Below are 23788 nucleotides of genomic sequence, written 5' to 3'. Positions count from 1 at the left end.
CCCCCTCGCATGCTCATCCGTCCTTCCAAGGAGTATGGGAACAGATGAAGACGATCGACGAACTTCTCGCCGAAGGGGTCGCGGGCAAGCGGGTATTCGTCCGCGCCGACCTCAACGTGCCGCTGGACGGCACCACGATCACCGACGACGGCCGCATCCGCGCCGTACAGCCGACGGTCGCCCGGCTCGCCGACGCCGGCGCGCGGGTCATCGTCGCCTCGCACCTCGGCCGTCCCAAGGGGGCCCCGGACCCGGCCTTCTCGCTGGCCCCGGCCGCCGCCCGCCTGGGTGAACTGCTCGGCAGCGAGGTCGCCTTCGCGACCGACACCGTCGGCGAGTCCGCCCGCGCCACGGTCGCCGGCCTCACCGACGGCCAGGTCGCCGTCATCGAGAACCTCCGCTTCAACGCCGGTGAGACGTCGAAGGACGACGCCGAGCGCGGCGCCTTCGCCGACCGGCTCGCCGAGCTCGCCGACGTGTACGTGGGCGACGGCTTCGGCGCCGTCCACCGCAAGCACGCCTCGGTCTTCGACCTCCCGGCCCGGCTCCCGCACGCGGCCGGCGGCCTGATCGCCACCGAGGTCGGTGTCCTCAAGAAGCTCACCGAGGACGTCGCTCGCCCGTACGCCGTGGTCCTCGGCGGCGCCAAGGTCTCCGACAAGCTCGGGGTCATCGACCACCTGCTGGAGAAGGCCGACCGCATCCTGATCGGCGGCGGCATGGCGTACACCTTCCTCAAGGCCAAGGGCCACGAGGTGGGCACCTCCCTGCTCCAGGAGGACCAGGTCCCGGCCGTCCAGGGTTACCTCAAGCGGGCCGAGGAGCTCGGTGTGGAGTTCGTGCTCCCCGTCGACGTCCTCGTCGCGGGCGAGTTCCCGGACCTGAAGACCAAGGCCCCGGCCCACCCCACCACGGTCGCCGCCGACGCCATCCCGGCCGACCAGGAGGGTCTGGACATCGGGCCCGAGACCCGCAAGCTGTACGCAGCGAAGCTCGCCGACGCGGCCACCGTCTTCTGGAACGGCCCGATGGGCGTCTTCGAGCACCCCGACTACGCCGAGGGCACCAAGGCGGTCGCCCAGGCCCTCGTCGACTCCCAGGCCTTCAGCGTCGTCGGAGGCGGGGACTCCGCCGCCGCCGTCCGCATCCTGGGCTTCGACGAGAACGCATTCGGCCACATCTCGACCGGTGGCGGCGCCAGCCTCGAATACCTCGAGGGCAAGACGCTTCCCGGACTCGCCGCACTGGAGGACTGACCCTCAATGACTGCTCCCGCACAAGGCCGTACCCCGCTCATGGCGGGCAACTGGAAGATGAACCTCAACCACCTCGAGGCCATCGCACACGTCCAGAAGCTCGCTTTCGCCCTGGCCGACAAGGACTACGACGCGGTCGAGGTCGCCGTCCTGCCGCCCTTCACCGACCTGCGGTCCGTGCAGACGCTGGTCGACGGCGACAAGCTGAAGATCAAGTACGGCGCCCAGGACATCTCGGCGCAGGACTCCGGCGCGTACACCGGTGAGATCTCCGGCCCGATGCTCGCCAAGCTGAAGTGCACCTTCGTCGCCGTCGGTCACAGCGAGCGCCGCCAGTACCACGGCGAGAACGACGAGATCTGCAACGCCAAGGTGAAGGCCGCGTACAAGCACGGTCTGACCCCGATCCTCTGCGTCGGCGAGGGGCTGGACATCCGCAAGGCCGGTGACCAGGTCTCCTACACGCTGGCGCAGCTCGACGGCGCGCTGAAGGACATCCCGGCCGAGCAGGCCGAGTCCATCGTGATCGCCTACGAGCCGGTCTGGGCCATCGGCACGGGCGAGGTCGCGACCCCCGAGGACGCCCAGGAGGTCTGCGGCGCGATCCGCCGCCGGCTCGCCGAGCTCTACTCGCAGGAGCTGGCCGACGCCGTCCGCATCCAGTACGGCGGCTCGGTGAAGTCCGGCAACGTCGCGGCCATCATGGCGCAGCCCGACGTGGACGGCGCCCTGATCGGCGGCGCCGCGCTGGACGCCGACGAGTTCGTCAAGATCGTCCGCTTCCGCGACCAGTAAGATCGTCCGCTTCCGCGACCGGTGAGTATGCGGTGGCGCCGATCCGTCGTACCCTTGCGGGGGCCAGGGGGGTGTACCCCCGGGCCCCCGCTGTTCGTACATGCAGTCCTAGGAATTCCGGAAAGTAGGGACCAGCCGTGGTTTTGGCGTTCGAGATCGCCCTGATCGTCTTCAGCCTGCTGCTGATGCTGCTGGTGCTGATGCACAAGGGAAAGGGCGGCGGCCTGTCCGACATGTTCGGTGGCGGGATGCAGTCCTCCGTCGGCGGCTCGTCGGTCGCCGAGCGGAACCTCGACCGCATCACCGTCGTGGTCGGTCTGGGCTGGTTCGCGTGCATCGTCGTCCTGGCTCTGCTCATCAAGCTGGACAGCTGACCCCGCGTCCGCGAATCCCGGTGAGGGTGTAACTCCTTTCACTGGACGCGCGTTGGGCCTTACGTAGACTGGGGCATCTTCGAGCACCATCACGCAGGGAGTTACGACCGTGGCAAGTGGCAACGCGATCCGGGGAAGCCGGGTCGGAGCGGGGCCGATGGGGGAGGCCGAGCGAGGCGAGTCCGCGCCGCGCCTCCGCATCTCCTTCTGGTGCTCGAACGGGCACGAGACGCAGCCGAGCTTCGCCCATGACGCGCAGGTACCGGAGACCTGGGACTGCCCGCGCTGCGGCTTCCCGGCCGGACAGGACAAGGACAGCCCGCCGGCTCCGCCCCGCACCGAGCCGTACAAGACCCACCTGGCGTACGTGCGCGAGCGGCGCAGCGACGCGGACGGCGAAGCGATCCTCGCCGAAGCCCTCGCGAAGCTCCGCGGCGAGATCTAGACGTTGTTCACCGGCCGGTCACCCCCTGGGTGCCCGGCCGGAATCCGTATGCCCCCTCGTAGCCCGCCGTTGCCCCGACGCACCCTCCAGATCAATTAGGTTGGAGGGGCAGCGGGGAAGGTTGCAGGTACGAGAAGAAGTGGGCGATTTCCGGGATGAACGCACAAAGCCGAACCAAGCTGAACCAGACGCCCGAGTGGGCGGCTCTCGGCAAGCACCGTGAGGAGTTCGGCGACACCCATCTGCGCCGGCTGTTCGCCGACGCGCCGGACCGGGGGACGGCGTACACCCTGCGGGTCGGCGACCTCCACATCGACTACTCCAAGCACCTGGTCACCGACGAGACCCTGCGTCTGCTGCGTGACCTCGCGGCCGCGACGGGAGTGGCCGGCCTGCGGGACGCGATGTTCCGCGGCGAGAAGATCAACACCACCGAGGACCGCGCCGTCCTGCACACCGCGCTGCGCGCCCCGCGCGACGCCGTGATCGAGGTCGACGGCGAGAACGTCGTGCCGGCCGTGCACGCCGTCCTGGACAAGATGGCGTCCTTCGCCGACCGGGTCAGGGCCGGGGAGTGGACCGGGCACACCGGCAAGCCGGTCAAGAACATCGTGAACATCGGCATCGGCGGCTCCGACCTCGGACCGGCCATGGCCTACGAGGTGCTGCGCTCCTTCACGGACCGCTCGCTCACCGTCCGCTTCGTGTCCAACGTCGACGGCGCCGACCTCCACGAGGCCGTCCACGACCTGGACCCGGCCGAGACGCTGTTCATCGTCGCGTCCAAGACCTTCACGACGATCGAGACCATCACCAACGCCACGTCCGCCCGCGACTGGCTCCTCACCGGGCTGAGGGCGGGTCAGGAGGCTGTCGCCAAGCACTTCGTGGCGCTCTCGACCAACGCCGACAAGGTCACGGACTTCGGCATCGACACGGCCAACATGTTCGAGTTCTGGGACTGGGTCGGCGGCCGTTACTCCTACGACTCGGCGATCGGTCTCTCGCTGATGATCGCCATCGGACCCGAGCGCTTCCGCGAGATGCTCGACGGCTTCCACCTCGTCGACGAGCACTTCCGCACCGCCCCCGCCGAGGAGAACGCCCCGCTGCTGCTCGGCCTGCTCGGCGTCTGGTACGGCAACTTCTTCGACGCCCAGTCCCACGCGGTCCTGCCCTACAGCCACTACCTGTCCAAGTTCACCGCCTACTTGCAGCAGCTGGACATGGAGTCCAACGGCAAGTCCGTGGACCGCGACGGCAATCCGGTCGAGTGGGAGACGGGCCCGGTCGTCTGGGGCACCCCCGGCACCAACGGGCAGCACGCCTACTACCAGTTGATCCACCAGGGCACCAAGGTCATCCCGGCCGACTTCATCGGCTTCGCCGCGCCGGTCCAGGACCTGCTGCCCGGACTGATCGCCCAGCACGACCTGCTGATGGCCAACTTCTTCGCGCAGACCCAGGCCCTCGCCTTCGGCAAGACGCCCGACGAGGTCCGCGCGGAAGGCGTCGCGGAGGAGCTCGTGCCGCACAAGACGTTCCTCGGCAACCACCCGACGACCACGATCCTCGCCGACCGGCTCACCCCCTCGGTGCTCGGCCAGCTCATCGCGCTGTACGAGCACAAGGTCTTCGTGCAGGGCGCCGTCTGGAACATCGACTCCTTCGACCAGTGGGGCGTCGAGCTGGGCAAGGTCCTGGCCAAGAAGATCGAGCCGGTCCTGACCGAGGGCACCGGAGGGGACCAGCTGGACAGCTCCACCGCCGCGCTCGTCTCGACGTACCGGTCGCTGCGGGGCCGCTGAGCGATGACCACGGGGGAGGGGACGATACGGCTGCGGACGCCGCGCAACGCGCCGGCCCGCGGGGCCGTCGGCTGGTGGCGGGCCCGGTGTCTGCTGCTGACGGCGGTACCGGTGGTGGTCCTGGGTCCGCTGGGGGCGTTCCTCGCTCCCGCCAGGTTCTGGCTGCTGACCGCGGCCGTCGCGTCGGCGGCCGTCGGGCTGCTGTGCGCCGTCCTCCTCCCCCTCTGGTGGTTCCGCACCCACCGCTGGGAGGTCACCGAGGAGGCGGTCTACGTGAGCACCGGCGTCCTCCTGCGGGAGTGGCGGATCGCGCCGATGTCCCGCATCCAGACCGTCGACACCGTGCGCGGACCCCTGGAACAGCTCTTCGGACTGGCCACGGTCACCGTCACCACCGCCTCCGCCAAGGGAGCCGTACGGATCGGGGGACTGGCCCACGGGACGGCCGCGGAGCTCGCGGAGCGGCTGACCCGCATCACCCAGGACACCCCCGGGGACGCCACGTGAGCACCGCCGCCGACAGCGGCCCCGGCTGGCGGCGGCTCCATCCCCGCACGGTCCTGGTCACCGCGCTGGTCATGGCGGGGGTCGCGGCGAGCGCCGCCGTGCCGGTCACGGTGGCCCTGGCCGCCCCGGTCGGGTACGCGAGGGCGGTCGGCTGGGTGCTGGCCGGAGCGGCCCTCCTGATCGGCTGCGCGGCCGGCGGTGACTACGTGCGGTGGCGGCGCACCCGCTACCGCATCGGCGCCGAGCGCGTCGATCTGCACAGCGGGCTCCTCCTGGTGAAGCGCCGTTCGCTGTCCCGCGAGCGGATCCGGAGCGTCGACCTCACCGCGCACCTCCTGCTGCGGCTCCTGGGGCTGGTCACCGTCCGCATCGGCACCGGCGAGCACACCGGCGGCGACTCCGCCCTTGAGCTCGACCCCGTCTCCCGGGCGGAGGGCGAACGGCTGCGCCGGGACCTCCTCGACCGGGGCGCCACGACGGCCCCGGGGACGCACCGCGAGGGCGAGCTGGCCACCCTCGACCCCCGCTGGATCCGGTACGCACCGGTCTCCTTCGTCGCGCCCGCGCTCGCCGGCGCGGCGGTCGGCGGGGTGATGCAGATCAGCGACTGGGTCGGTGCGCAGGGCGAGGTCATCGACTGGGTCACCGACCGCTTCCGGGACACCCCGCTGGTCTGGGCGATCACCGTCCTCGTCCTGGCCGCACTGGTCGCCGGTGTCGTCGGCGCCCTCGGGCTCTGGATCGAGATGTGGTGGAACTACCGCCTGGAACGCGAACCGGGCGGCACCCTGCGGGTCAGGCGCGGCCTCCTCACCGCGCGCTCCCTCTCCGTCGAGGAGCGGCGGTTGAGGGGTGTGGACCTGGTCGAGCCGCTCGGCGTCCGGCTGCTGGGCGCCGCCCGGGTGGACGCCATCACGACCGGGCTCGCCAAGGACGAGGAGTCGCGGGGCGCCGAGCACGACACGCTGCTGCCGGTCGCTCCCCGGGCGCTGGCCGACACGATCGCCGCAGAGGTGCTGCGGGAGAGCGCCACCCCGACCGGCGCGCCCCTGACGGCCCATCCCCGCGCGGCCCGGGGCCGGCGGCTGCGCCGCGCCCTCGTCGTGACGCTGGTGCCCGTGCTGGTCCAGGCGGTCCTCGGCGTCCTGCTCACACCCGTGCTGCTGTGGACGGCGTCCGCCTGCGCGGTGGTGGCCGTGCCCGTCGGGGTGCTCCTGGCCCTCGACGCGTACCGCTCGCTGGGGCACACCCTCAGCGGCGGCTACCTGGTGACCCGCTCCGGCAGCGTCCGGCGCTCCACGGCGGCCCTGCGACGGACAGGTGTGATCGGCTGGACGGTGAAGCAGTCCTTCTTCCAGCGGAGGGCCGGGCTGCTGAGCGTCACCGCCACGACGGCCGCGGGAGCCGGCGCCTACACGGCCCACGACACGGACGCCTCCGAAGGGCTCGCCTTCGCCTCCGACGCCGTCCCGGGGCTGCTGGAGCCCTTCCTGGAGCGCGGCTGAGGGTGCCGCGGGGCCGCGGTCACCGGGCGAGCGTGGTGGTCGCCCATGCCCTCGATCCCGCGACGGCACGGGAGCCCGGCTGCGGCCACGCGTCCGCCGTGCCCGGCCGGGCGGCCGGGCACGGCGGACCTCCGCCGGCCTCCCGGCGGGCGGTGACCTCCACGGCCTCCCGGCCGGCGGCCCGCCGCGGCCACGGCGAAAGGCCCGGCCCCGCTCCGAGGAGCGGGGCCGGGCCCCTGCGGTACCGCGTTACGCCGAGGCGGGCGGATACAGCGCGCGCGGCAGCTTCGACGCTGCCGCCGCGTCCAGCAGCCAGAGCGTGCGGCTGCGGCCGTACGCTCCCGCCGCCGGGGCCTGGATCTCCCCGGCACCCGACAGCGCGATCTCCGCCGCCTCCGCCTTGTCCTCACCCGCGGCCAGAAGCCACACCTCACGTGCCGCCCGGATGGCCGGCAGCGTGAGCGAGACACGGGTGGGCGGCGGCTTGGGAGCACCGTGCACACCGACGACGGTGCGCTCGGTCTCCCGCACCGCGGGCAGTTCGGGGAAGAGCGACGCGACGTGCGTGTCCGGGCCGACGCCCAGCATCAGCACGTCGAACGCCGGTACGGGCCCGTGGTCCTCCGGGCCCGCGGCGGCGGCCAGCTCCGCCGCGTACCCCGCGGCGGCGGCGTCGGCGTCGCCGCCGTACGGCCCGTCCGACGCCGGCATCGCGTGGACCCGGGAGGGGTCCAGCGCCACCTTGTCCAGCAGGGCCTCGCGGGCCTGCGTGACGTTGCGCTCCGGGTCGCCCTCGGGCAGGAAACGCTCGTCGCCCCACCACAGATCGAGCCGCGACCAGTCGATGGCGTCCCGCGCGGGCGACCCGGCGAGCGCGGCCAGCAGGCCGTTGCCGTTGCGCCCGCCGGTGAGGACCACCGAGGCGGAGCCCCGGGCGGCCTGGGCGTCCACGATCTTCGTGATCAGCCTGGCCGCCGCGGCCTGGGCCATCAGCTCCTTGTCGCGGTGCACGACGAGCTGCGGAGCGCTCACTTCGACGCCGCCTTCTTGGCAGCCGCCTTCTTCGCGGCAGGGGCGGCGGAACCCGTGGGCTCCTGCCGCTTCTGCCCCGAACCCGCACCCACGGAGGACGCCTCCGTGGGTCCGCCGAGGCGCTCCACGCCGAACTTCACCGTGGCCTCGTAGATGTTGTCCGGGTCCAGGCGGCGCAGCTCCTCCGCGAGGAGCTCGGCGGTCTCCCGCCGCTTGAGCGCGACCGCGCGGTCCGGCTGGCCGGCCATGCAGAGCGTCGCCAGGGAACCGTCGGGACGGTCCAGGACGATCACGCCGTTCCTGGTCTCCAGCCGCACCGCCGTCAGGCCGGGGCCACCGGAGAGGGTGCGCTCGACCGGGACGCCGAGCCGGTCCGCGAGCCACATGGCCAGCAGCTCGCAGCTCGGGTTGTCGGACTCGCCCTCGACCGTCGCCGAGACGACCTGCGCGGGCTGCTGGTCGAGCGCCGCCGCCAGCATCGAGCGCCACGGCGTGATGCGGGTCCAGGCCAGGTCCGTGTCGCCGGGCCGGTACGTCGCCGCGCGCACCGACAGCTCGTCGAGCGGGTGCTCGGCGGAGTAGGTGTCGGTGATGCGGCGCTGGGCGAGCGCGCCCAGCGGGTCCTTGGCCGGGTCCGCCGGAGCGTCCTCGGGCCACCACGCCACCACCGGGGCGTCCGGCAGCAACAGCGGCAGGACGACGGACTGGGCGTGGTTGGCCAGCTCGCCGTGCAGACGCAGGACGACGGTCTCGCCCGAGCCGGCGTCGGAGCCGACCCGGATCTCGGCGTCGAGCCGGGCGTCGCGGCGCGCCCGCGGCGAACGGCTGACCCTCTTGATCACCACGATGATCCGCGAGGGGTGCTCGCGCGAGGAGTCGTTCGCCGCCTTGAGGGCGTCGTACGCGTTCTCCTCGTCCGTGACGATCACCAGGGTGAGCACCATGCCGACGGCGGGGGAGCCGATGTCACGGCGGGCCGAGATGAGGGCCTGGTTGATCTTGCTGGACGTGGTTTCCGTGAGATCGATCTTCATGGCCGGCGCCAGCTCCGTCCGTCGCGTGCGAGCATCTCGTCGGCCTCGGCCGGGCCCCACGTACCGGCCGCGTACTGGGCGGGCTTGCCGTGCTTGTCCCAGTACTCCTCGATCGGGTCGAGGATGTTCCAGGAGAGCTCGACCTCCTGGTGGCGCGGGAAGAGGTTGGCGTCGCCGAGCAGCACGTCGAGGATGAGCCGCTCGTACGCCTCCGGGCTGGACTCCGTGAAGGACTCGCCGTAGGCGAAGTCCATCGTGACGTCCCGTACCTCCATGGAGGTACCGGGCACCTTGGAGCCGAACCGGACCGTGACCCCCTCGTCCGGCTGCACGCGGATGACCAGGGCGTTGCCGCCGAGCTCCTCCGTCGCGCCGACTTCGAAGGGCAGGTAGGGGGCGCGCTTGAAGACGACCGCGATCTCCGTGACCCGGCGGCCGAGGCGCTTGCCGGTGCGGAGGTAGAACGGCACGCCCGCCCAGCGGCGGTTGTTGATCGTCAGCTTGATCGCGGCGAAGGTGTCGGTCTTCGACTTGGGGTCGATGCCGTCCTCCTCCAGATAGCCGAGCGCTTCCTCGCCGCCCTGCCAGGCGTGCGCGTACTGGCCGCGCACCGTGTGCTTGCCCAGGTCCTCGGGCAGCTCCACCGCCGTGAGCACCTTCAGCTTCTCGGCGACCAGGGCCTTGGGGTGGAAGGAGCCGGGCTCCTCCATCGCCGTCAGCGCCAGGAGCTGGAGCAGGTGGTTCTGGATGACGTCACGGGCGGCGCCGATGCCGTCGTAGTAGCCGGCCCGGCCGCCGATGCCGATGTCCTCGGCCATCGTGATCTGGACGTGGTCGACGTACGACCTGTTCCAGATCGGCTCCCACATCGTGTTGGCGAAGCGGAGCGCCAGGATGTTCTGGACCGTCTCCTTGCCGAGGTAGTGGTCGATACGGAAGACCTCGTTCGGCGGGAAGACGTCGTGCACGAGCTGGTTCAGCTCCTGCGCGCTCTCCAGGTCGTGACCGAACGGCTTCTCGATGACGGCCCGTCGCCAGCTGCCTTCCTTCTGGTCGGCCAGTCCGTGCTTCTTCAGCTGCTGGACGACCTTGGGGAAGAACTTCGGCGGCACGGACAGGTAGAAGGCGAAGTTGCCGCCCGTGCCCTGCGCCTTGTCGAGCTCCTCGATCGTGGCCCTGAGGGTCTCGAACGCGAGGTCGTCGTCGAAGTTGCCCTGGACGAAGCGCATGCCCTGGCTGAGCTGCTGCCAGACCTCTTCGCGGAACGGGGTGCGGGAATGCTCTTTGACGGCGTCGTGGACGACCTGGGCGAAGTCCTCGTCCTCCCAGTCGCGGCGCGCGAAGCCGATGAGCGAGAAGCCCGGTGGCAGCAGGCCGCGGTTGGCCAGGTCGTAGACGGCGGGCATCAGCTTTTTACGGGACAAATCGCCCGTGACGCCAAAGATCACCAGGCCCGACGGCCCCGCGATGCGCGGGAGCCGTCGGTCCTGGGCGTCACGGAGCGGGTTGGCTCCGGGAACACCAGACAAGGTGGTCAGCCCTCCGAAGGAGCGAGGCGCTCGAGTTCGGCCTCGGTGGAGTTGAGCAGGTCGTTCCAGGCGGACTCGAACTTCTCGACGCCCTCGTCCTCCAGTACCTGGACGACGTCGTCGTAGCTGACCCCGAGCTTCTTGATCGCGTCGAGGTCGGCGCGGGCCTGGTCGTAACGGCCCCCGACGGTGTTGCCGGAGATCTCGCCGTGGTCGGCCACGGCGTCCAGCGTCGCCTCGGGCATGGTGTTGACCGTGTTCGGCGCGACGAGGTCGTCGACGTACAGGGTGTCCTTGAGGGACGGGTCCTTGACGCCGGTGGAGGCCCAGAGCGGACGCTGCTTGTTCGCGTGCGCCTTGTCCAGGGCGGCCCAGCGGTCGCCCGCGAAGACCTCCTCGTACGCCTCGTAGGCCAGACGGGCGTTGGCGAGGGCGGACTTGCCCTTCGCGGCCTTCGCCTCGTCGGTGCCGACGGCGTCCAGGCGCTTGTCGATCTCGGTGTCCACGCGGGACACGAAGAAGGACGCCACCGAGTGGATCTTGGAGAGGTCCAGGCCCGCGGCCTTCGCCTTCTCCAGGCCCGCCAGGTAGGCGTCCATGACCTCGCGGTACCGCTCCAGCGAGAAGATCAGCGTGACGTTGACGCTGATGCCCCGCCCGATGGTCTCCGTGATCGCCGGGAGGCCCGCCTTGGTCGCCGGGATCTTGATGAGCGTGTTCGGCCGGTCCACCAGCCACGCCAGCTGCTTGGCCTCGGCGACCGTGGCCAGGGTGTTGTGGGCCAGGCGCGGGTCGACCTCGATGGAGACCCGGCCGTCCTGGCCGTCCGTCGCGTCGAAGACCGGACGCAGGATGTCGGCGGCGTCACGGACGTCCGCGGTCGTGATCATGCGGATCGCCTCCTCGACCGTCACCTTGCGGGCGGCGAGGTCGGTGAGCTGCTGGTCGTAACCGTCGCCCTGGGAGATCGCCTTCTGGAAGATCGACGGGTTGGTCGTGACACCCACGACGTGGCTCTGGTCGATCAGCTCGGCGAGGTTGCCGGACGTGATCCGCTTGCGCGACAGGTCGTCCAGCCAGATCGCCACGCCCTCGTCGGAGAGGCGCTTGAGTGCGTCTGTCATGAGAATTGCATCTCCTACTAGTCGTATGTCCGCGTCAGCGCGCGGCGGCGGCGAGAGATTCCCGGGCGGCTTCCGCCACGTGCGCGGCGGTGAAGCCGAACTCGCGGAAGAGGACCTTGGCGTCGGCCGACGCACCGAAGTGCTCCAGCGAGACGATCCGGCCGGCGTCACCCACGTACCGGTGCCAGGTGAGTCCGATGCCCGCCTCGACGGCGACCCTGGCCTTCACGGACGGCGGCAGCACGCTGTCCTTGTACGCCTGGTCCTGCTCCTCGAACCACTCGACACACGGCATGGAGACCACACGGGTCGGCACACCGGCCGCCTGGAGCTCGTCGCGGGCCTCGACGGCCAGCTGGACCTCGGAGCCCGTGGCGATCAGAACGGCCTGCGCCTCGCCGCCCTCGGCGTCGAGGAGCACGTAACCGCCCTTGGCGGTGTTCTCGTTCGCCGCGTAGGTGGGCAGGCCCTGGCGGGACAGCGCCAGACCGTGCGGGGCGCTCGTGCCGAAGTCCTTCTTGCCGCGCTTGAGGATCTCGCGCCAGGCGATGACCGTCTCGTTGGCGTCGGCCGGGCGGACGACGTTCAGGCCCGGGATGGCACGCAGCGAGGCGAGGTGCTCGACCGGCTGGTGCGTCGGGCCGTCCTCGCCGAGACCGACCGAGTCGTGCGTCCACACGTACGTGACCGGGAGGTGCATCAGTGCGGAGAGACGCACGGCGTTGCGCATGTAGTCGGAGAACACCAGGAAGGTGCCGCCGTAGACGCGGGTGTTGCCGTGCAGCGCGATGCCGTTCATGGCCGCGGCCATGGAGTGCTCGCGGATGCCGAAGTGGATCGTCCGGCCGTACGGGTCGGCCTCGGGCAGCGGGTTGCCGGCCGGGAGGAACGACGACGTCTTGTCGATCGTGGTGTTGTTCGAGCCGGCGAGGTCGGCGGAGCCGCCCCACAGCTCGGGGATGACACCGCCGAGCGCCTGGAGGACCTTGCCGGACGCGGCACGCGTGGCGACGCCGTGGCCCGCCTCGAAGACGGGGAGCTCGTCCTCCCAGCCCGCCGGCAGCTCGCCCGCGGCGATCCGGTCGAAGTCGGCGGCGCGCTCCGGGTTGGCGGTGCGCCACGCGGCGAAGGTCTTCTCCCACTCGGCCTTGGCCTCACGGCCGCGGTCCAGCGCCTCACGGGTGTGCGCGATGACCTCGTCGGAGACCTCGAAGGTCTTCTCCGGGTCGAAGCCGAGGACCCGCTTGGTGGCCGCGATCTCGTCGTCGCCGAGCGCCGAGCCGTGCGCGGCCTCGGTGTTCTGGGCGTTCGGGGCGGGCCAGGCGATGATCGAGCGGGCCGCGATGAACGAGGGGCGCTCCGTCTCGGCCTTGGCGGCCAGGAGCGCGAGGTGCAGACCCTCGGGGTCCAGGTCACCGTTGGGCAGCTGGTCCACGCGCTGGACGTGCCAGCCGTAGGCCTCGTAGCGCTTGAGGGTGTCCTCGGAGACCGCGGTCTCCGTGTCGCCCTCGATCGAGATGTGGTTGTCGTCCCACAGCAGCACCAGGTTGCCGAGCTTCTGATGGCCGGCGAGCGAGGACGCCTCGGCCGAGATGCCCTCCTGGAGGCAGCCGTCACCGGCGACGACCCAGACGGTGTGGTCGAACGGGGAGGTCCCGGGGGCCGCCTGCGGGTCGAAGAGACCGCGCTCGTAGCGGGAGGCCATCGCCATGCCCACGGCGTTGGCGACACCCTGGCCGAGCGGGCCGGTCGTCGTCTCGACACCCGTGGTGTGGCCGTACTCCGGGTGGCCCGGCGTCCGGGAGCCCCAGGTGCGGAACGCCTTGAGGTCGTCCAGTTCGAGGCCGTATCCGGCGAGGTAGAGCTGGATGTACAGCGTCAGGCTGGAGTGGCCCGCGGAGAGTACGAACCGGTCGCGTCCGGTCCACTCCGCGTCCGCCGGGTCGTGGCGCATCACCTTCTGGAAGAGGGTGTACGCGGCAGGAGCGAGGCTCATCGCCGTACCCGGGTGGCCGTTTCCGACTTTCTGTACGGCGTCCGCGGCGAGGACGCGGACGGTGTCCACGGCCCGCTGGTCCAATTCGGTCCACTGGAGGTCTGTGGTGGTCGGCTTGGTGCTCACCCTGAGTCAGGGCTCCTCTCCACTGTTCGTAAACCGGTGGCTGGTTACCGCACCGGGCATTGTCGAGCCTACCCCCGTCCCAAGGCCGTACTTCTGCCCTTTCCACAGTGCGGGCGACCTGCGGAGTTCGCCTCCCGTATGAGCGCTCCCGTTCACTTCTGCGCCACCCCAACACGACCCCACCCCCGCGAAGAGCGGCGTATGCCCAACGTCTACAGTGGTCTGGTTCGCGCAAGTCTTTACCGGGCCTTCATGCCCGGAGCTTGCTGGGATTTCTCTGTCAGGGGTGTGCGTGACGGCCGTCGAGTCCCGACCCGCAGGGGTCGCCTTGACTCCGAGCCCAAGGGGCCATCGCCCGTTCGGGGCCCGCATCAAGGCATTCGTGGCTCTTACCAAGCCGCGCATCATCGAGCTGCTGCTGATCACCACCGTTCCGGTGATGTTCCTCGCCGCTCAGGGCGTGCCCGATCTTTGGCTCGTAGTGACCACCACCATCGGCGGATATCTCTCCGCGGGCGGTGCCAATGCGCTCAACATGTATATCGACCGTGACATCGACGCGCTGATGGACCGTACGTCCCAGCGTCCGCTGGTCACCGGCATGGTGAGCCCCAGGGAGTGCCTGGCCTTCGGAATCGCCCTCGCGGTGATTTCCACGGTCTTCTTCGGACTGCTCGTCAACTGGCTCTCCGCCGCACTCTCACTCGGCGCACTTCTGTTCTACGTCGTCGTCTACACGATGCTGCTGAAGCGCCGTACCTCGCAGAACATCGTCTGGGGCGGAATCGCCGGCTGCATGCCGGTGCTCATCGGCTGGTCCGCCGTGACCAATTCGATGAGCTGGGCCGCGGTCATTCTTTTTGCGGTGATCTTCTTCTGGACGCCGCCGCACTACTGGCCGCTGTCGATGAAGGTCAAGGACGACTACGCCCGCGTCGGTGTCCCGATGCTCCCCGTGGTCGCCTCCAACCGGGTGGTGGCCCGCCAGATCGTCGTCTACAGCTGGGTGATGGTCGCGGTCTCGCTGCTGCTCACCCCGCTGGGCTACACCGGCTGGTTCTACACGGCGGTGGCCCTGCTGACCGGCGGCTTCTGGCTCTGGGAGGCGCACGGCCTGCAGAACCGGGCGAAGTCCGGCGTCACCGGCGCGAAGCTCAAGGAGATGCGGCTGTTCCACTGGTCCATCACCTATGTCTCGCTCCTCTTCGTCGCCGTCGCGGTGGACCCCTTCCTGAGGTAGTCCCGCACGACCAGGAGCTCCGCCGACGGGCGGGGTACGTGGCCCACGCCACGCACCCCGCCCGTCGCCACGTCCTCTACCCGTCGGTAGCATCCTGTCCATGGCAGAGACGGCTGAGACCCAGCAGGTGGACGGCAAGCAGGCGGCGCGCGCGGAGCGCAGGGCGGCCCGGCTGGCCAAGCGGATCGGCGCCTTCGCGAAGGCGCACGGCGGCGCCGAGGGGCAGCTCGCCCACCTCGGCCAGGCAGGCACCCGCATCGTCCTCGTCGGCGAGGACGGAGGCTGGGGCGACCTGGTCGCCCCCTCGTACGCGGTCGCCGAGAGCGCCGTGGCGAAGGCCGGGATCACCGTGCACGAGGACTTCGACGGGGAGTTCGCCGCGAAGGTCCGCACCGGCCCGTACGAGTGGTCGCGGATGGCCGGTATCCAGGTCGGCGGTCCGTCCGGCAGGCGCTGAGCCTCCTCACCCGTCCGCCCCGCGGCTCCGTGCCGCGGGGCGCTTCCGTGTGTCCGGCCGCAGACCGTGCGCGGCCTCCGGCGACCCCGCTTCGGCGTACGGAACGGAGGGGACCACGATGGAGGCAGCAACAGACGCACACCAGCAGAAGGAGGGAACCCGGACGTGGAACTGCTGACCGCGCTGCGTACCCACCGGATCGTCGCCATCGTGCGCGGCGCCGACGCGGACGCCTCACTCAGGACCGTCCTCACCCTGGCCGAGGAGGGCATCGCGCTCGTCGAGGTCTCCCTGAGCGGCGAGGACGCCCCCGGCGTCATCCGCCGGGCCCGCGCCGAACTCGGCCCCGCCGCGCCGCTCGGCGCCGGCACCGTCCTGACCGCACGGGACGCGGGGACGGTCGCGGAGGCCGGCGCCGACTTCGTCGTCACCCCCGCCGTCTGCGAGGGCGTCACGGAGTCGAAGCGCCTGGGACTGCCGGTGCTCGCCGGAGTGATGACCCCCACCGACATCGTCGCCGCGCAGGGGCTCGGCGCCGACGGGTACAAGATTTTCCCGGCCGCCCAGGCGGGCGGTCCCGGCTTCCTGAAGGCACTGCGCGGACCGTTCCCCGACGCGCCGTTCGTGCCCGTCGGGGGAGTGGACGCCGAACTGGCGCGCACCTACCTGGCGCACGGCGCCACCGCCGTGGGCGTCGGATCGCCGCTGATCGGCGACGCGGCCGACGGGGGCAGCCTCGACGCGCTGCGCGAGCGGGCCCGCGCCTTCCTCGACGCCGTACGCCTCGCCCCGGACGCCGGGCGATGAGCGCCGCCACCCTCCTGCGGGGAGGTCCCGCGTGAGGCCGCCGGTGGCCTGCGTCGGGGAGACCATGGCCGCGCTGGTGCCGGATCCCGCCGCGCCGCTGGAGGAGGCGGCCGGCCTCGGCGTACGGATCGCGGGCGCCGAATCCAATGTGGCGGTGTACCTCGCGGACCACGGGGTGCCCGCGCGCTGGGTCTCCGCCCTCGGCGACGACCCGTTCGGCCGCCGGATCCGCAGCGAGGTGGCCGCGGCCGGCGTCGATGTGAGCGGGGTCCGCAACGATCCGGAGCGGCCCACCGGGCTCCTGGTCAAGGACCCCGGCCCCGACGGGACCCGGGTCCACTACTACCGTCGCGGCTCGGCGGCGTCGGCCCTGACGGCGGACGTGCTGGAGGAGGACGCCGTACGCACCGCGGGGCTCGTCCACCTCAGCGGCATCACCCCGGCCCTCTCACCGGGCTGCCGCGGGCTGGTCGCCGCGCTGCTGGAGCCGTCGCCCGCCGAGCGGTCCCGGCCGGTCAGCTTCGACGTCAACCACCGCCCGGCCCTCTGGCCGGAGGGCACCGCGCCGGCCGTGCTGCTGGACCTCGCCCGCCGGGCCGACATCACCTTCGTCGGACTGGACGAGGCCCAGGCCCTGTGGGGCGAGGAGCTGACGGACGCCGAGGCCGTGAGGGAGCTGCTGCCCGAGCCGGGCGTCCTGGTCGTCAAGGACGGCGCGACGGACGCCACCGCCTTCGACGCCACCGGGGCGCACAGGGTCCCCGCGCGCAGGGTCGACGTGGTCGAGCCGGTGGGCGCGGGCGACGCGTTCGCCGCGGGGTTCCTCGCCGGGCTGCTCCGTGGGGAGTCCACCGTCCGGGCGCTGCGGCTCGGGCACATCACCGCCGGTGCCGCGCTGGGCGTGACCGGCGACCACGGGCCGCTGCCGGACCCCGCCCGGATCGCCCGGCTGCTGGACGCGACACCGGAGGAGTGGGCGGGGGGCCGCTGAAGCCGGGCGGGGCCACCGCCCGGCAGGGGAACGGCTCAGCCGGCCGCGGTCGCGGGCTCGGGCAGTCCGGCCGTCCGGCCGGGCACCGGGCCCGCGCCGGCCGGGCGCTCGCGCAGCGACAGCAGCAGGCGCAGCACCGCGATCCACATCAGGGACGAGCCCAGCATGTGGAAGCCGACCAGGATCTCCGGTACGTCGTTGACGTACTGGACATAGCCGATGCCGCCCTGGGCCAGCAGCACGATCAGGAGGTCACGGGCGCGGCTCCGGGTGTCGGCCGGGGCGTCGACGACGCGCAGGGCGAACCACATCGCGACGGCCAGGGCGCAGACGACCCAGGCGGCGATCGCGTGCACATGGGCGGCGGCGCTCCAGTCCCAGGGCATGCGCGGTACGTCGCTGCTGTCCCCGGCGTGCTTGCCGGAGCCGGTCACGGTCGTGCCGAGCGCGATCAGGACCACGGTGGTGGCGACGATCGCCCAGGAGAGCTGCCGCACCGGCTTCGGGGCGCGCGGGCGCGGAGCGCCGTCACCCTCACCGATCCGTACCCAGGTGATGACGGTCACCGTGAGCAGGCAGTTGGCCAGCAGGAAGTGCCCGGCCACCGACCACGGGTTCAGGCCCGCCCAGACCGTGATCCCGCCGATGACGGCATTCCCCATCACGAGCCAGAACTGCGACCAGGCCAGGCGGGTGAGCCCGCGCCGGCGGGGCTTCAGGGACCGCGCCGCGATGATCGCCCAGCCGACCGCCGCGCACAGGACGTACGTCAGCATGCGGTTGCCGAACTCGATGGCGCCGTGCAGGCCCTGCTCCGGCGTGGCGAAGAGGCTGTCGTCGGTGCACTTGGGCCAGGTGTCGCAGCCCAGCCCGGAACCGGTCAGCCGGACCGCACCACCGGTGATGATGATGAAGACGCTCATCACGACCGCGGTGAGCGCGGCTCGCTTGGCCGTCTCCGCCGACGGTGTCCAGCGCTTGGCGATGTAGGAGAGGGGGGTTTCCACGCGAACCATCGTAGGCAACGGCTTGTGCAACTTTTCACGAGGGGTGGGGGCATTCCCGGATGACCCGGGACATCGGCGATGTGTCACCGCCCGCTCACTCCCAGCGGAAGAACCTCGCCGCGGCTCCCAGCCCCAGGACCGCCCAGACGGCGAGGACCGCCGCGTCGCCCCAGGGCATCGCGGCGCCGTGCTGCAGGACGTCCCTCAGCCCGCCGGAGAGCGCGGAGATCGGGAGCAGGCCCAGGACCGACTGCGCGGCGTCCGGGAACTTGTCCAGCGGCACGACGACCCCGCCGCCGACCAGCAGCAGCAGGAAGACGAGGTTGGCGGCGGCCAGCGTCGCCTCGGCCTTCAGGGTGCCGGCCATCAGCAGCCCGAGCCCGGAGAAGGCCATGGTGCCCAGCACCAGGAGCAGGAGCACGGCGAACGGATTCCCCTGCGGCGACCAGCCCAGGGCGAGGGCGATCACGGTCAGCAGGACGATCTGCAGCACCTCCGTGACCAGCACCGAGAGCGTCTTCGCCGCCATCAGGCCCCAGCGGGGCAGGGGTGAGGCGCCGAGCCGCTTGAGCACCCCGTAGCGCCGTTCGAAACCGGTCGCGATGGCCTGGCCGGTGAAGGCCGTGGACATCACCGCGAGCGCCAGCACGCCGGGGGCCAGGAAGTCGACCGGATCGCCCGTGCCCGTGTCGACGATGTCGACCGCGCTGAACAGCACGAGCAGCAGCGTCGGGATGACCACCGTCAGCAGCAGCTGCTCGCCGTTGCGCAGCAGCATCCGCGTCTCCAGCGCGGCCTGCGCGGCGATCATGCGGGGCAGCGGGGCGGCGCCGGGGCGCGGGGTGTACGTACCGGCGCTCATGCGCGCAGCTCCTTGCCGGTCAGTTCCAGGAAGACGTCCTCGAGGGTGTGCCGCTCCACCGCGATGCCGTCCGGCATCACGCCGTGCTGGGCGCACCAGGAGGTGACGGTGGCCAGCAGCTCCGGGTCGATCCGCCCGGTGATGCGGTAGGCGCCGGTGGTCAGCTCCGCCGCCTCGCTGCCGTCGGGCAGCGCCTTCAGCAGCGAGGCGAGGTCGAGGCCGGGGCGGCCGGTGAAGCGCAGGGTGTTCTCGGCGCCGCCGCGGCACAGCTGCTCCGGGCTGCCCTGGGCGATGACCCGTCCCGCGTCGATGACGGCGACGTCGTCGGCGAGCCCCTCGGCCTCGTCCATGAAGTGCGTGGTCAGGACGATCGACACCCCGTCGGCGCGCAGCTCCCGGATCAGGTCCCAGGTCGAGCGGCGCGCCTGCGGGTCGAGTCCCGCCGTCGGCTCGTCGAGGAAGACCAGCTCGGGGCGGCCGACGACGGCCATCGCCAGCGCGAGGCGCTGCTGCTGGCCGCCGGAGAGCCTGCGGTAGGTGGTGCGGCCGCAGCCGCCGAGCCCGAGGCGTTCGACGAGTGCGTCGACGTCCAGCGGGTGGGCGTGCAGTTTCGCCGTGTGGCGCAGCATCTCGTCGGCGCGGGCGCCCGGGTAGACGCCCCCGGACTGCAGCATCACGCCGATGCGGGGGCGGAGCGCCGCCGCGTCCGCGACGGGATCGAGACCGAGGACCCGCACGGTCCCGCCGTCCGGACGGCGGTATCCCTCGCAGGTCTCGATCGTGGTGGTCTTGCCGGCGCCGTTGGGTCCGAGGACCGCGGTCACCGCGCCCGCCGCGACCTCCAGATCGAGGCCGTCGACCGCGGTCTTCGTGCCGTACCGCTTGACAAGGCCCCTGGCCTGTACGACGGGCTCGCTGCTCATGGCGGGCAAGTCTAGGCTGGTGGGTGAGGGGTCCGGCGCGCCGGGTTCCCCCGCCTTTCCGGAGCCTTCCCGGCGGTCCGGCCGCGGCCCGGCCCGGACGGCGCCCACCTGCGGCGGCCTGGGTGATCGTGCTGTTTTCGCAGGTCAACTTAGGTCTGCCTAAGTGATGTAAGGCACCGTGCCCGGTCCTGGGGCGGGTTGTCACGCCCGAGGGAATTACGCAACAATGGCGTTGTGAAATACGTTGGCGAGGCTCCTCAGGAGGAACTCGCGACCGGAGAGCGCTCGACGCGCAACCGGGTCGCGCGCTCCATCCTGGACCACGGCCCGTCCACCGCCGCCGACCTCGCGCGGCGCGTCGGTCTCACCCAGGCCGCCGTGCGCCGTCACCTGGACGCGCTCGTCTCCGACGACGTGGTCGAGGCCCGCGAACAGCGGGTGTACGGGGCGCGGACCCGTGGCCGTCCGGCCAAGGTCTTCGCCCTCACCGACTGCGGCCGGGACGCGTTCGACCAGTCCTACGACAAGCTGGCCGCCGACGCCCTGCGCTGGATCGCCGAGACGGCGGGGGACGAGGCGCTCGTCGCCTTCGCCCGCGCCAGGATGGCCGCCCAGTCCGAGACGTACCGCGCGGTGATCGAGGCCGCGGACCCCGAGGCGCGCACCGAGGCCTTGGCCAAGGCCTTGTCGGCCGACGGGTACGCTGCTACGGCGCGCAGCGCGCCGGGCCCTCAGCAGGGTGAGCAGCTGTGCCAGCACCACTGCCCGGTCGCTCACGTCGCCGAGCAGTTCCCGCAGCTGTGCGAGGCGGAGACGGAATTCTTCTCCAGCCTGCTCGGGACCCATGTGCAGCGTCTCGCCACCCTCGCCCACGGTGACGGTGTGTGCACGACGTTCGTTCCGCGCAGCAGCCCCGCAGCACCACAGCCTTCACAGACCACTCATTCAGTATCTGCAAGTACGGCCGGGAGGAACCCCGCATGACGCTCCCTACGGAGACTGCCCACCCTGAGCTCGAAGGCCTGGGCACGTACGAATTCGGCTGGGCCGACTCCGACGCGGCAGGCGCGGCGGCGAAGCGCGGCCTGTCCGAAGCTGTCGTCCGCGACATCTCGGAGAAGAAGAACGAGCCGGAGTGGATGCTGAAGCTCCGCCTCAAGGGCCTCAAGCTCTTCGGCAAGAAGCCCATGCCGAACTGGGGCTCCGACCTGTCGGGCATCGACTTCGACAACATCAAGTACTTCGTGCGGTCCACGGAGAAGCAGGCGGAGTCCTGGGAGGACCTGCCCGAGGACATCAAGAACACGTACGACAAGCTCGGCATCCCCGAGGCGGAGAAGCAGCGCCTCGTCGCCGGTGTCGCCGCGCAGTACGAGTCCGAGGTCGTCTACCACCAGATCAACGAGGAGCTGGAGGCGCAGGGTGTCATCTTCATGGACACCGACACCGCGCTGAAGGAGCACCCGGAGCTCTTCAAGGAGTACTTCGGCACCGTCATCCCCGTCGGTGACAACAAGTTCGCCTCGCTGAACTCCGCCGTGTGGTCCGGCGGCTCCTTCATCTACGTGCCGAAGGGCGTGCACGTCGAGATCCCGCTCCAGGCCTACTTCCGTATCAACACGGAGAACATGGGCCAGTTCGAGCGGACGCTGATCATCGTCGACGAGGACGCCTACGTCCACTACGTCGAGGGCTGCACCGCGCCGATCTACTCCTCCGACTCGCTGCACTCCGCGGTCGTCGAGATCATCGTGAAGAAGGGCGGCCGCTGCCGCTACACGACCATCCAGAACTGGTCGAACAACGTCTACAACCTGGTCACCAAGCGGGCCGTGGCCTACGAGGGCGCGACCATGGAGTGGGTCGACGGCAACATCGGCTCCAAGGTCACCATGAAGTACCCGGCCGTCTACCTGATGGGCGAGCACGCCAAGGGCGAGACCCTGTCCATCGCCTTCGCGGGCGAGGGCCAGCACCAGGACGCCGGCGCCAAGATGGTCCACATGGCACCGAACACCTCCTCCAACATCGTCTCCAAGTCGGTGGCGCGAGGCGGCGGCCGCACCTCCTACCGCGGTCTCATCGAGATCGGCGAGGGCGCTCCGGGAGCCAAGTCCAACGTGCTGTGCGACGCGCTGCTCGTGGACACCATCTCCCGCTCCGACACCTACCCCTACGTCGACGTCCGTGAGGACGACGTGTCGATGGGGCACGAGGCGACGGTCTCCAAGGTCTCCGAGGACCAGCTCTTCTACCTGATGAGCCGCGGTATGACGGAGTTCGAGGCCATGGCGATGATCGTGCGCGGCTTCGTCGAGCCGATCGCCAAGGAGCTGCCCATGGAGTACGCCCTGGAGCTCAACCGGCTGATCGAGCTGCAGATGGAGGGCTCGGTCGGCTGACACGCCCGCCGAACCGCGTCCCCCAGAGTTCCTGACTGAGAAAGCGAGCACTACGACAGCCATGGCTGAGGCTCAGAACATCCCTGCGGGCTCCACCACCGCCGGGTCCATCGCGGTGGCGGCCGAGTCCACCGTCGCCACGCGCATGAGCGCGCCCCCGTCCTTCGACGTCGCGGACTTCCCGGTCCCGCACGGCCGCGAGGAGGAGTGGCGGTTCACGCCGCTGGAGCGCCTGCGCGGTCTGCACGACGGCACGGCCGTCGCCACCGGCGACGGCGTCAAGGTCGTCATCGAGGCGCCGTCCGGCGTCACGGTCGAGACCGTCGGCCGCGACGACGCGCGACTCGGCAGGGCCGGCACGCCGGTGGACCGGGTCGCCGCGCAGGCGTACTCGTCCTTCCAGCAGGCCTCGGTCGTCACCGTCGCCAAGGAGGCCGTGCTCACCGAGCCGATCCGGATCGCCGTGCACGGCCAGGGCGGTGTGGCCTACGGCCACCAGGTCATCGAGCTGGGTGCCTTCGCCGAGGCCGTCGTCGTCATCGACCACACCGGTGACGCGGTGCTCGCCGCCAACGTCGACTACGTCCTGGGCGACGGTGCGAAGCTGACCGTCGTCTCCGTCCAGGACTGGGACGAGAAGGCCGTCCACGTCGGCCAGCACAACACGCTGGTCGGCCGCGACGCCTCCTTCAAGTCGATCGTCGTCACCTTCGGCGGCGACCTGGTCCGCCTCCACCCGCGGATCGCCTACGCGGCCCCCGGCGGCGAGGCCGAGCTCTTCGGGCTGTACTTCACCGACAAGGGCCAGCACCAGGAGCACCGCCTCCTCGTCGACCACAACGCCCCGCACTGCAAGTCCAACGTGGCCTACAAGGGCGCGCTGCAGGGCGACGGCGCCCACGCCGTGTGGATCGGTGACGTGCTCATCCAGGCCGCCGCCGAGGGCACCGACACCTACGAGATGAACCGCAACCTGGTTCTCACCGACGGTGCCCGCGTCGACTCCGTGCCGAACCTGGAGATCGAGACCGGCGAGATCGTCGGCGCCGGCCACGCCTCGGCGACCGGCCGCTTCGACGACGAGCAGCTGTTCTACCTGCAGTCCCGCGGTATCCCGGCCGAGGAGGCCCGCCGGCTCGTCGTGCGCGGCTTCTTCGCCGAGCTGGTCCAGCAGATCGGCCTGCCGGACGTCGAGGACAGGCTCCTCGACAAGATCGAGGCCGAGCTGAAGGCGTCGGTCTGAGATGGCCTTCGTCAAAGCCTGTGCGCTGAGCGAGCTGGAGGACGACACCCCCAAGAGGGTGGAGCTCGACGGCACGCCGGTATCCGTCGTCCGCACCGAGGGCGAGGTGTTCGCGATCAACGACATCTGCTCGCACGCGAACGTCTCGCTGTCGGAGGGCGAGGTGGAGGACTGCATGATCGAGTGCTGGCTGCACGGATCGAGCTTCGACCTCCGCACCGGCAAGCCGTCCGGTCTTCCCGCGACGCGCCCCGTCCCCGTATACCCCGTAAAGATCGAAGGGGACGATGTGCTCGTCTCCGTCACCCAGGAGTCCTGAGTCACC

23 protein-coding genes are annotated in these 23788 nt (G+C 71.0%); 15 read left to right on the top strand and 8 right to left on the bottom strand.

Features of this window, described 5'->3' with window-relative positions:
• Positions 1 to 44 precede the first annotated feature (44 nt).
• From OG488_RS08970 to OG488_RS08940, 7 genes are all read left to right on the top strand, one after another.
• Positions 45 to 1256 (top strand): phosphoglycerate kinase, encoded by a 1212-nt coding sequence (locus OG488_RS08970; RefSeq protein ID WP_329227564.1) that lies wholly within the window; start codon positions 45 to 47, stop codon positions 1254 to 1256.
• A 6-nt stretch (positions 1257 to 1262) separates the two neighbouring features.
• Positions 1263 to 2051: a triose-phosphate isomerase gene (gene tpiA / locus OG488_RS08965; protein WP_329227562.1), complete on the top strand. Its 789-nt coding sequence runs from the start codon at positions 1263 to 1265 to the stop codon at positions 2049 to 2051.
• Positions 2052 to 2188: 137 nt separating this feature from the next.
• Complete coding sequence (gene secG, locus OG488_RS08960) at positions 2189 to 2425, top strand: preprotein translocase subunit SecG (RefSeq protein WP_031094498.1); 237 nt, start codon at positions 2189 to 2191, stop codon at positions 2423 to 2425.
• Between the two features lie 109 nt (positions 2426 to 2534).
• Entirely contained in the window at positions 2535 to 2870 is a 336-nt protein-coding gene (locus OG488_RS08955; protein WP_275494775.1) for an RNA polymerase-binding protein RbpA, read from the top strand.
• A 155-nt stretch (positions 2871 to 3025) separates the two neighbouring features.
• Positions 3026 to 4678 (top strand): glucose-6-phosphate isomerase, encoded by a 1653-nt coding sequence (pgi, locus tag OG488_RS08950; protein ID WP_329227560.1) that lies wholly within the window; start codon positions 3026 to 3028, stop codon positions 4676 to 4678.
• Positions 4679 to 4681: 3 nt separating this feature from the next.
• Positions 4682 to 5185, top strand: coding sequence for a PH domain-containing protein (locus tag OG488_RS08945; RefSeq protein WP_329227558.1), 504 nt, complete (start codon positions 4682 to 4684; stop codon positions 5183 to 5185).
• Complete coding sequence (locus OG488_RS08940; RefSeq protein ID WP_329227556.1) at positions 5182 to 6690, top strand: PH domain-containing protein; 1509 nt, start codon at positions 5182 to 5184, stop codon at positions 6688 to 6690. The genes OG488_RS08945 and OG488_RS08940 overlap by 4 nt, the downstream gene beginning before the upstream one ends.
• A 249-nt stretch (positions 6691 to 6939) precedes the next feature.
• On the opposite strand, the gene pgl is transcribed toward OG488_RS08940, so the two are convergent.
• The 5 genes from pgl to tkt are packed head-to-tail and all read right to left on the bottom strand — an operon-like array spanning position 6940 to position 13531.
• Positions 6940 to 7722, bottom strand: a complete 783-nt coding sequence (gene pgl / locus OG488_RS08935) for a 6-phosphogluconolactonase (protein WP_329227554.1) — start codon at positions 7720 to 7722, stop codon at positions 6940 to 6942.
• Positions 7719 to 8756, bottom strand: coding sequence for a glucose-6-phosphate dehydrogenase assembly protein OpcA (gene opcA / locus OG488_RS08930; RefSeq protein ID WP_329227552.1), 1038 nt, complete (start codon positions 8754 to 8756; stop codon positions 7719 to 7721). The genes pgl and opcA overlap by 4 nt, the downstream gene beginning before the upstream one ends.
• Entirely contained in the window at positions 8753 to 10285 is a 1533-nt protein-coding gene (gene zwf / locus OG488_RS08925) for a glucose-6-phosphate dehydrogenase (RefSeq protein WP_329227550.1), read from the bottom strand. The genes opcA and zwf overlap by 4 nt, the downstream gene beginning before the upstream one ends.
• Positions 10286 to 10290: 5 nt before the next feature.
• Complete coding sequence (gene tal / locus OG488_RS08920) at positions 10291 to 11409, bottom strand: transaldolase (RefSeq protein WP_329227548.1); 1119 nt, start codon at positions 11407 to 11409, stop codon at positions 10291 to 10293.
• A 34-nt stretch (positions 11410 to 11443) separates the two neighbouring features.
• Positions 11444 to 13531 carry a transketolase gene (tkt, locus tag OG488_RS08915; protein WP_329227547.1) on the bottom strand — a complete coding sequence of 696 codons (2088 nt, stop codon included), beginning with the start codon at positions 13529 to 13531 and terminating at the stop codon, positions 11444 to 11446.
• A gap of 286 nt (positions 13532 to 13817) precedes the next feature.
• Here tkt and OG488_RS08910 point away from each other — a divergent pair, with 286 nt between their 5' ends.
• From OG488_RS08910 to OG488_RS08895, 4 genes are all read left to right on the top strand, one after another.
• The gene (locus tag OG488_RS08910; protein ID WP_329227545.1) at positions 13818 to 14771 is read left to right on the top strand and encodes a heme o synthase; all 954 of its coding nucleotides are present in this window, start codon (positions 13818 to 13820) and stop codon (positions 14769 to 14771) included.
• Positions 14772 to 14871: 100 nt separating this feature from the next.
• Positions 14872 to 15228 (top strand): hypothetical protein, encoded by a 357-nt coding sequence (locus tag OG488_RS08905; protein WP_329227543.1) that lies wholly within the window; start codon positions 14872 to 14874, stop codon positions 15226 to 15228.
• A 165-nt stretch (positions 15229 to 15393) separates the two neighbouring features.
• Complete coding sequence (locus tag OG488_RS08900; RefSeq protein ID WP_329227542.1) at positions 15394 to 16035, top strand: bifunctional 4-hydroxy-2-oxoglutarate aldolase/2-dehydro-3-deoxy-phosphogluconate aldolase; 642 nt, start codon at positions 15394 to 15396, stop codon at positions 16033 to 16035.
• A 31-nt stretch (positions 16036 to 16066) separates the two neighbouring features.
• Positions 16067 to 17026 carry a sugar kinase gene (locus tag OG488_RS08895; protein WP_329227540.1) on the top strand — a complete coding sequence of 320 codons (960 nt, stop codon included), beginning with the start codon at positions 16067 to 16069 and terminating at the stop codon, positions 17024 to 17026.
• Positions 17027 to 17061: 35 nt separating this feature from the next.
• Here the strand turns inward: OG488_RS08895 and OG488_RS08890 are convergent, their stop codons facing one another.
• The 3 genes from OG488_RS08890 to OG488_RS08880 form a co-directional block, all read right to left on the bottom strand.
• Complete coding sequence (locus OG488_RS08890) at positions 17062 to 18042, bottom strand: COX15/CtaA family protein (RefSeq protein ID WP_329227538.1); 981 nt, start codon at positions 18040 to 18042, stop codon at positions 17062 to 17064.
• An 85-nt stretch (positions 18043 to 18127) separates the two neighbouring features.
• Positions 18128 to 18895 (bottom strand): ABC transporter permease, encoded by a 768-nt coding sequence (locus tag OG488_RS08885; protein ID WP_329227536.1) that lies wholly within the window; start codon positions 18893 to 18895, stop codon positions 18128 to 18130.
• Positions 18892 to 19818 carry an ABC transporter ATP-binding protein gene (locus OG488_RS08880; protein WP_329227534.1) on the bottom strand — a complete coding sequence of 309 codons (927 nt, stop codon included), beginning with the start codon at positions 19816 to 19818 and terminating at the stop codon, positions 18892 to 18894. The genes OG488_RS08885 and OG488_RS08880 overlap by 4 nt, the downstream gene beginning before the upstream one ends.
• 234 nt (positions 19819 to 20052) lie before the next feature.
• Here OG488_RS08880 and OG488_RS08875 point away from each other — a divergent pair, with 234 nt between their 5' ends.
• From OG488_RS08875 to OG488_RS08860, 4 genes are all read left to right on the top strand, one after another.
• A complete protein-coding gene (locus OG488_RS08875) occupies positions 20053 to 20802 on the top strand; it encodes a helix-turn-helix transcriptional regulator (RefSeq protein ID WP_329227532.1) in 750 nt (249 codons plus the stop codon).
• On the top strand, positions 20799 to 22220 hold the full coding sequence (gene sufB, locus OG488_RS08870; protein ID WP_033303094.1) for a Fe-S cluster assembly protein SufB: 1422 nt from the start codon (positions 20799 to 20801) through the stop codon (positions 22218 to 22220). The genes OG488_RS08875 and sufB overlap by 4 nt, the downstream gene beginning before the upstream one ends.
• A 61-nt stretch (positions 22221 to 22281) precedes the next feature.
• On the top strand, positions 22282 to 23463 hold the full coding sequence (gene sufD, locus OG488_RS08865; protein ID WP_329227527.1) for a Fe-S cluster assembly protein SufD: 1182 nt from the start codon (positions 22282 to 22284) through the stop codon (positions 23461 to 23463).
• Between the two features lies 1 nt (position 23464).
• The gene (locus tag OG488_RS08860; protein WP_073720274.1) at positions 23465 to 23782 is read left to right on the top strand and encodes a bifunctional 3-phenylpropionate/cinnamic acid dioxygenase ferredoxin subunit; all 318 of its coding nucleotides are present in this window, start codon (positions 23465 to 23467) and stop codon (positions 23780 to 23782) included.
• The last annotated feature ends 6 nt before the right edge of the window (positions 23783 to 23788 follow it).

The sequence above is a fragment of the Streptomyces sp. NBC_01460 genome, assembly GCF_036227405.1.
In the GTDB taxonomy this organism is placed as follows: domain Bacteria; phylum Actinomycetota; class Actinomycetes; order Streptomycetales; family Streptomycetaceae; genus Streptomyces.
Note: the sequence above shows the minus strand (reverse complement) of the source record. Positions and strands in the feature narration are given on the sequence as shown.

Coding starts and splice junctions, on each gene's coding strand:
- opcA (WP_329227552.1), bottom strand. CDS start 8,756: ATGAAGATCGATCTCACGGAAACCACGTCCAGCAAGATCAACCAGGCC.
- OG488_RS08945 (WP_329227558.1), top strand. CDS start 4,682: ATGACCACGGGGGAGGGGACGATACGGCTGCGGACGCCGCGCAACGCG.
- sufD (WP_329227527.1), top strand. CDS start 22,282: ATGGCTGAGGCTCAGAACATCCCTGCGGGCTCCACCACCGCCGGGTCC.
- tpiA (WP_329227562.1), top strand. CDS start 1,263: ATGACTGCTCCCGCACAAGGCCGTACCCCGCTCATGGCGGGCAACTGG.
- sufB (WP_033303094.1), top strand. CDS start 20,799: ATGACGCTCCCTACGGAGACTGCCCACCCTGAGCTCGAAGGCCTGGGC.
- OG488_RS08905 (WP_329227543.1), top strand. CDS start 14,872: ATGGCAGAGACGGCTGAGACCCAGCAGGTGGACGGCAAGCAGGCGGCG.
- OG488_RS08890 (WP_329227538.1), bottom strand. CDS start 18,042: ATGGTTCGCGTGGAAACCCCCCTCTCCTACATCGCCAAGCGCTGGACA.
- OG488_RS08860 (WP_073720274.1), top strand. CDS start 23,465: ATGGCCTTCGTCAAAGCCTGTGCGCTGAGCGAGCTGGAGGACGACACC.
- OG488_RS08970 (WP_329227564.1), top strand. CDS start 45: ATGAAGACGATCGACGAACTTCTCGCCGAAGGGGTCGCGGGCAAGCGG.
- OG488_RS08880 (WP_329227534.1), bottom strand. CDS start 19,818: ATGAGCAGCGAGCCCGTCGTACAGGCCAGGGGCCTTGTCAAGCGGTAC.
- pgi (WP_329227560.1), top strand. CDS start 3,026: ATGAACGCACAAAGCCGAACCAAGCTGAACCAGACGCCCGAGTGGGCG.
- tal (WP_329227548.1), bottom strand. CDS start 11,409: ATGACAGACGCACTCAAGCGCCTCTCCGACGAGGGCGTGGCGATCTGG.
- OG488_RS08885 (WP_329227536.1), bottom strand. CDS start 18,895: ATGAGCGCCGGTACGTACACCCCGCGCCCCGGCGCCGCCCCGCTGCCC.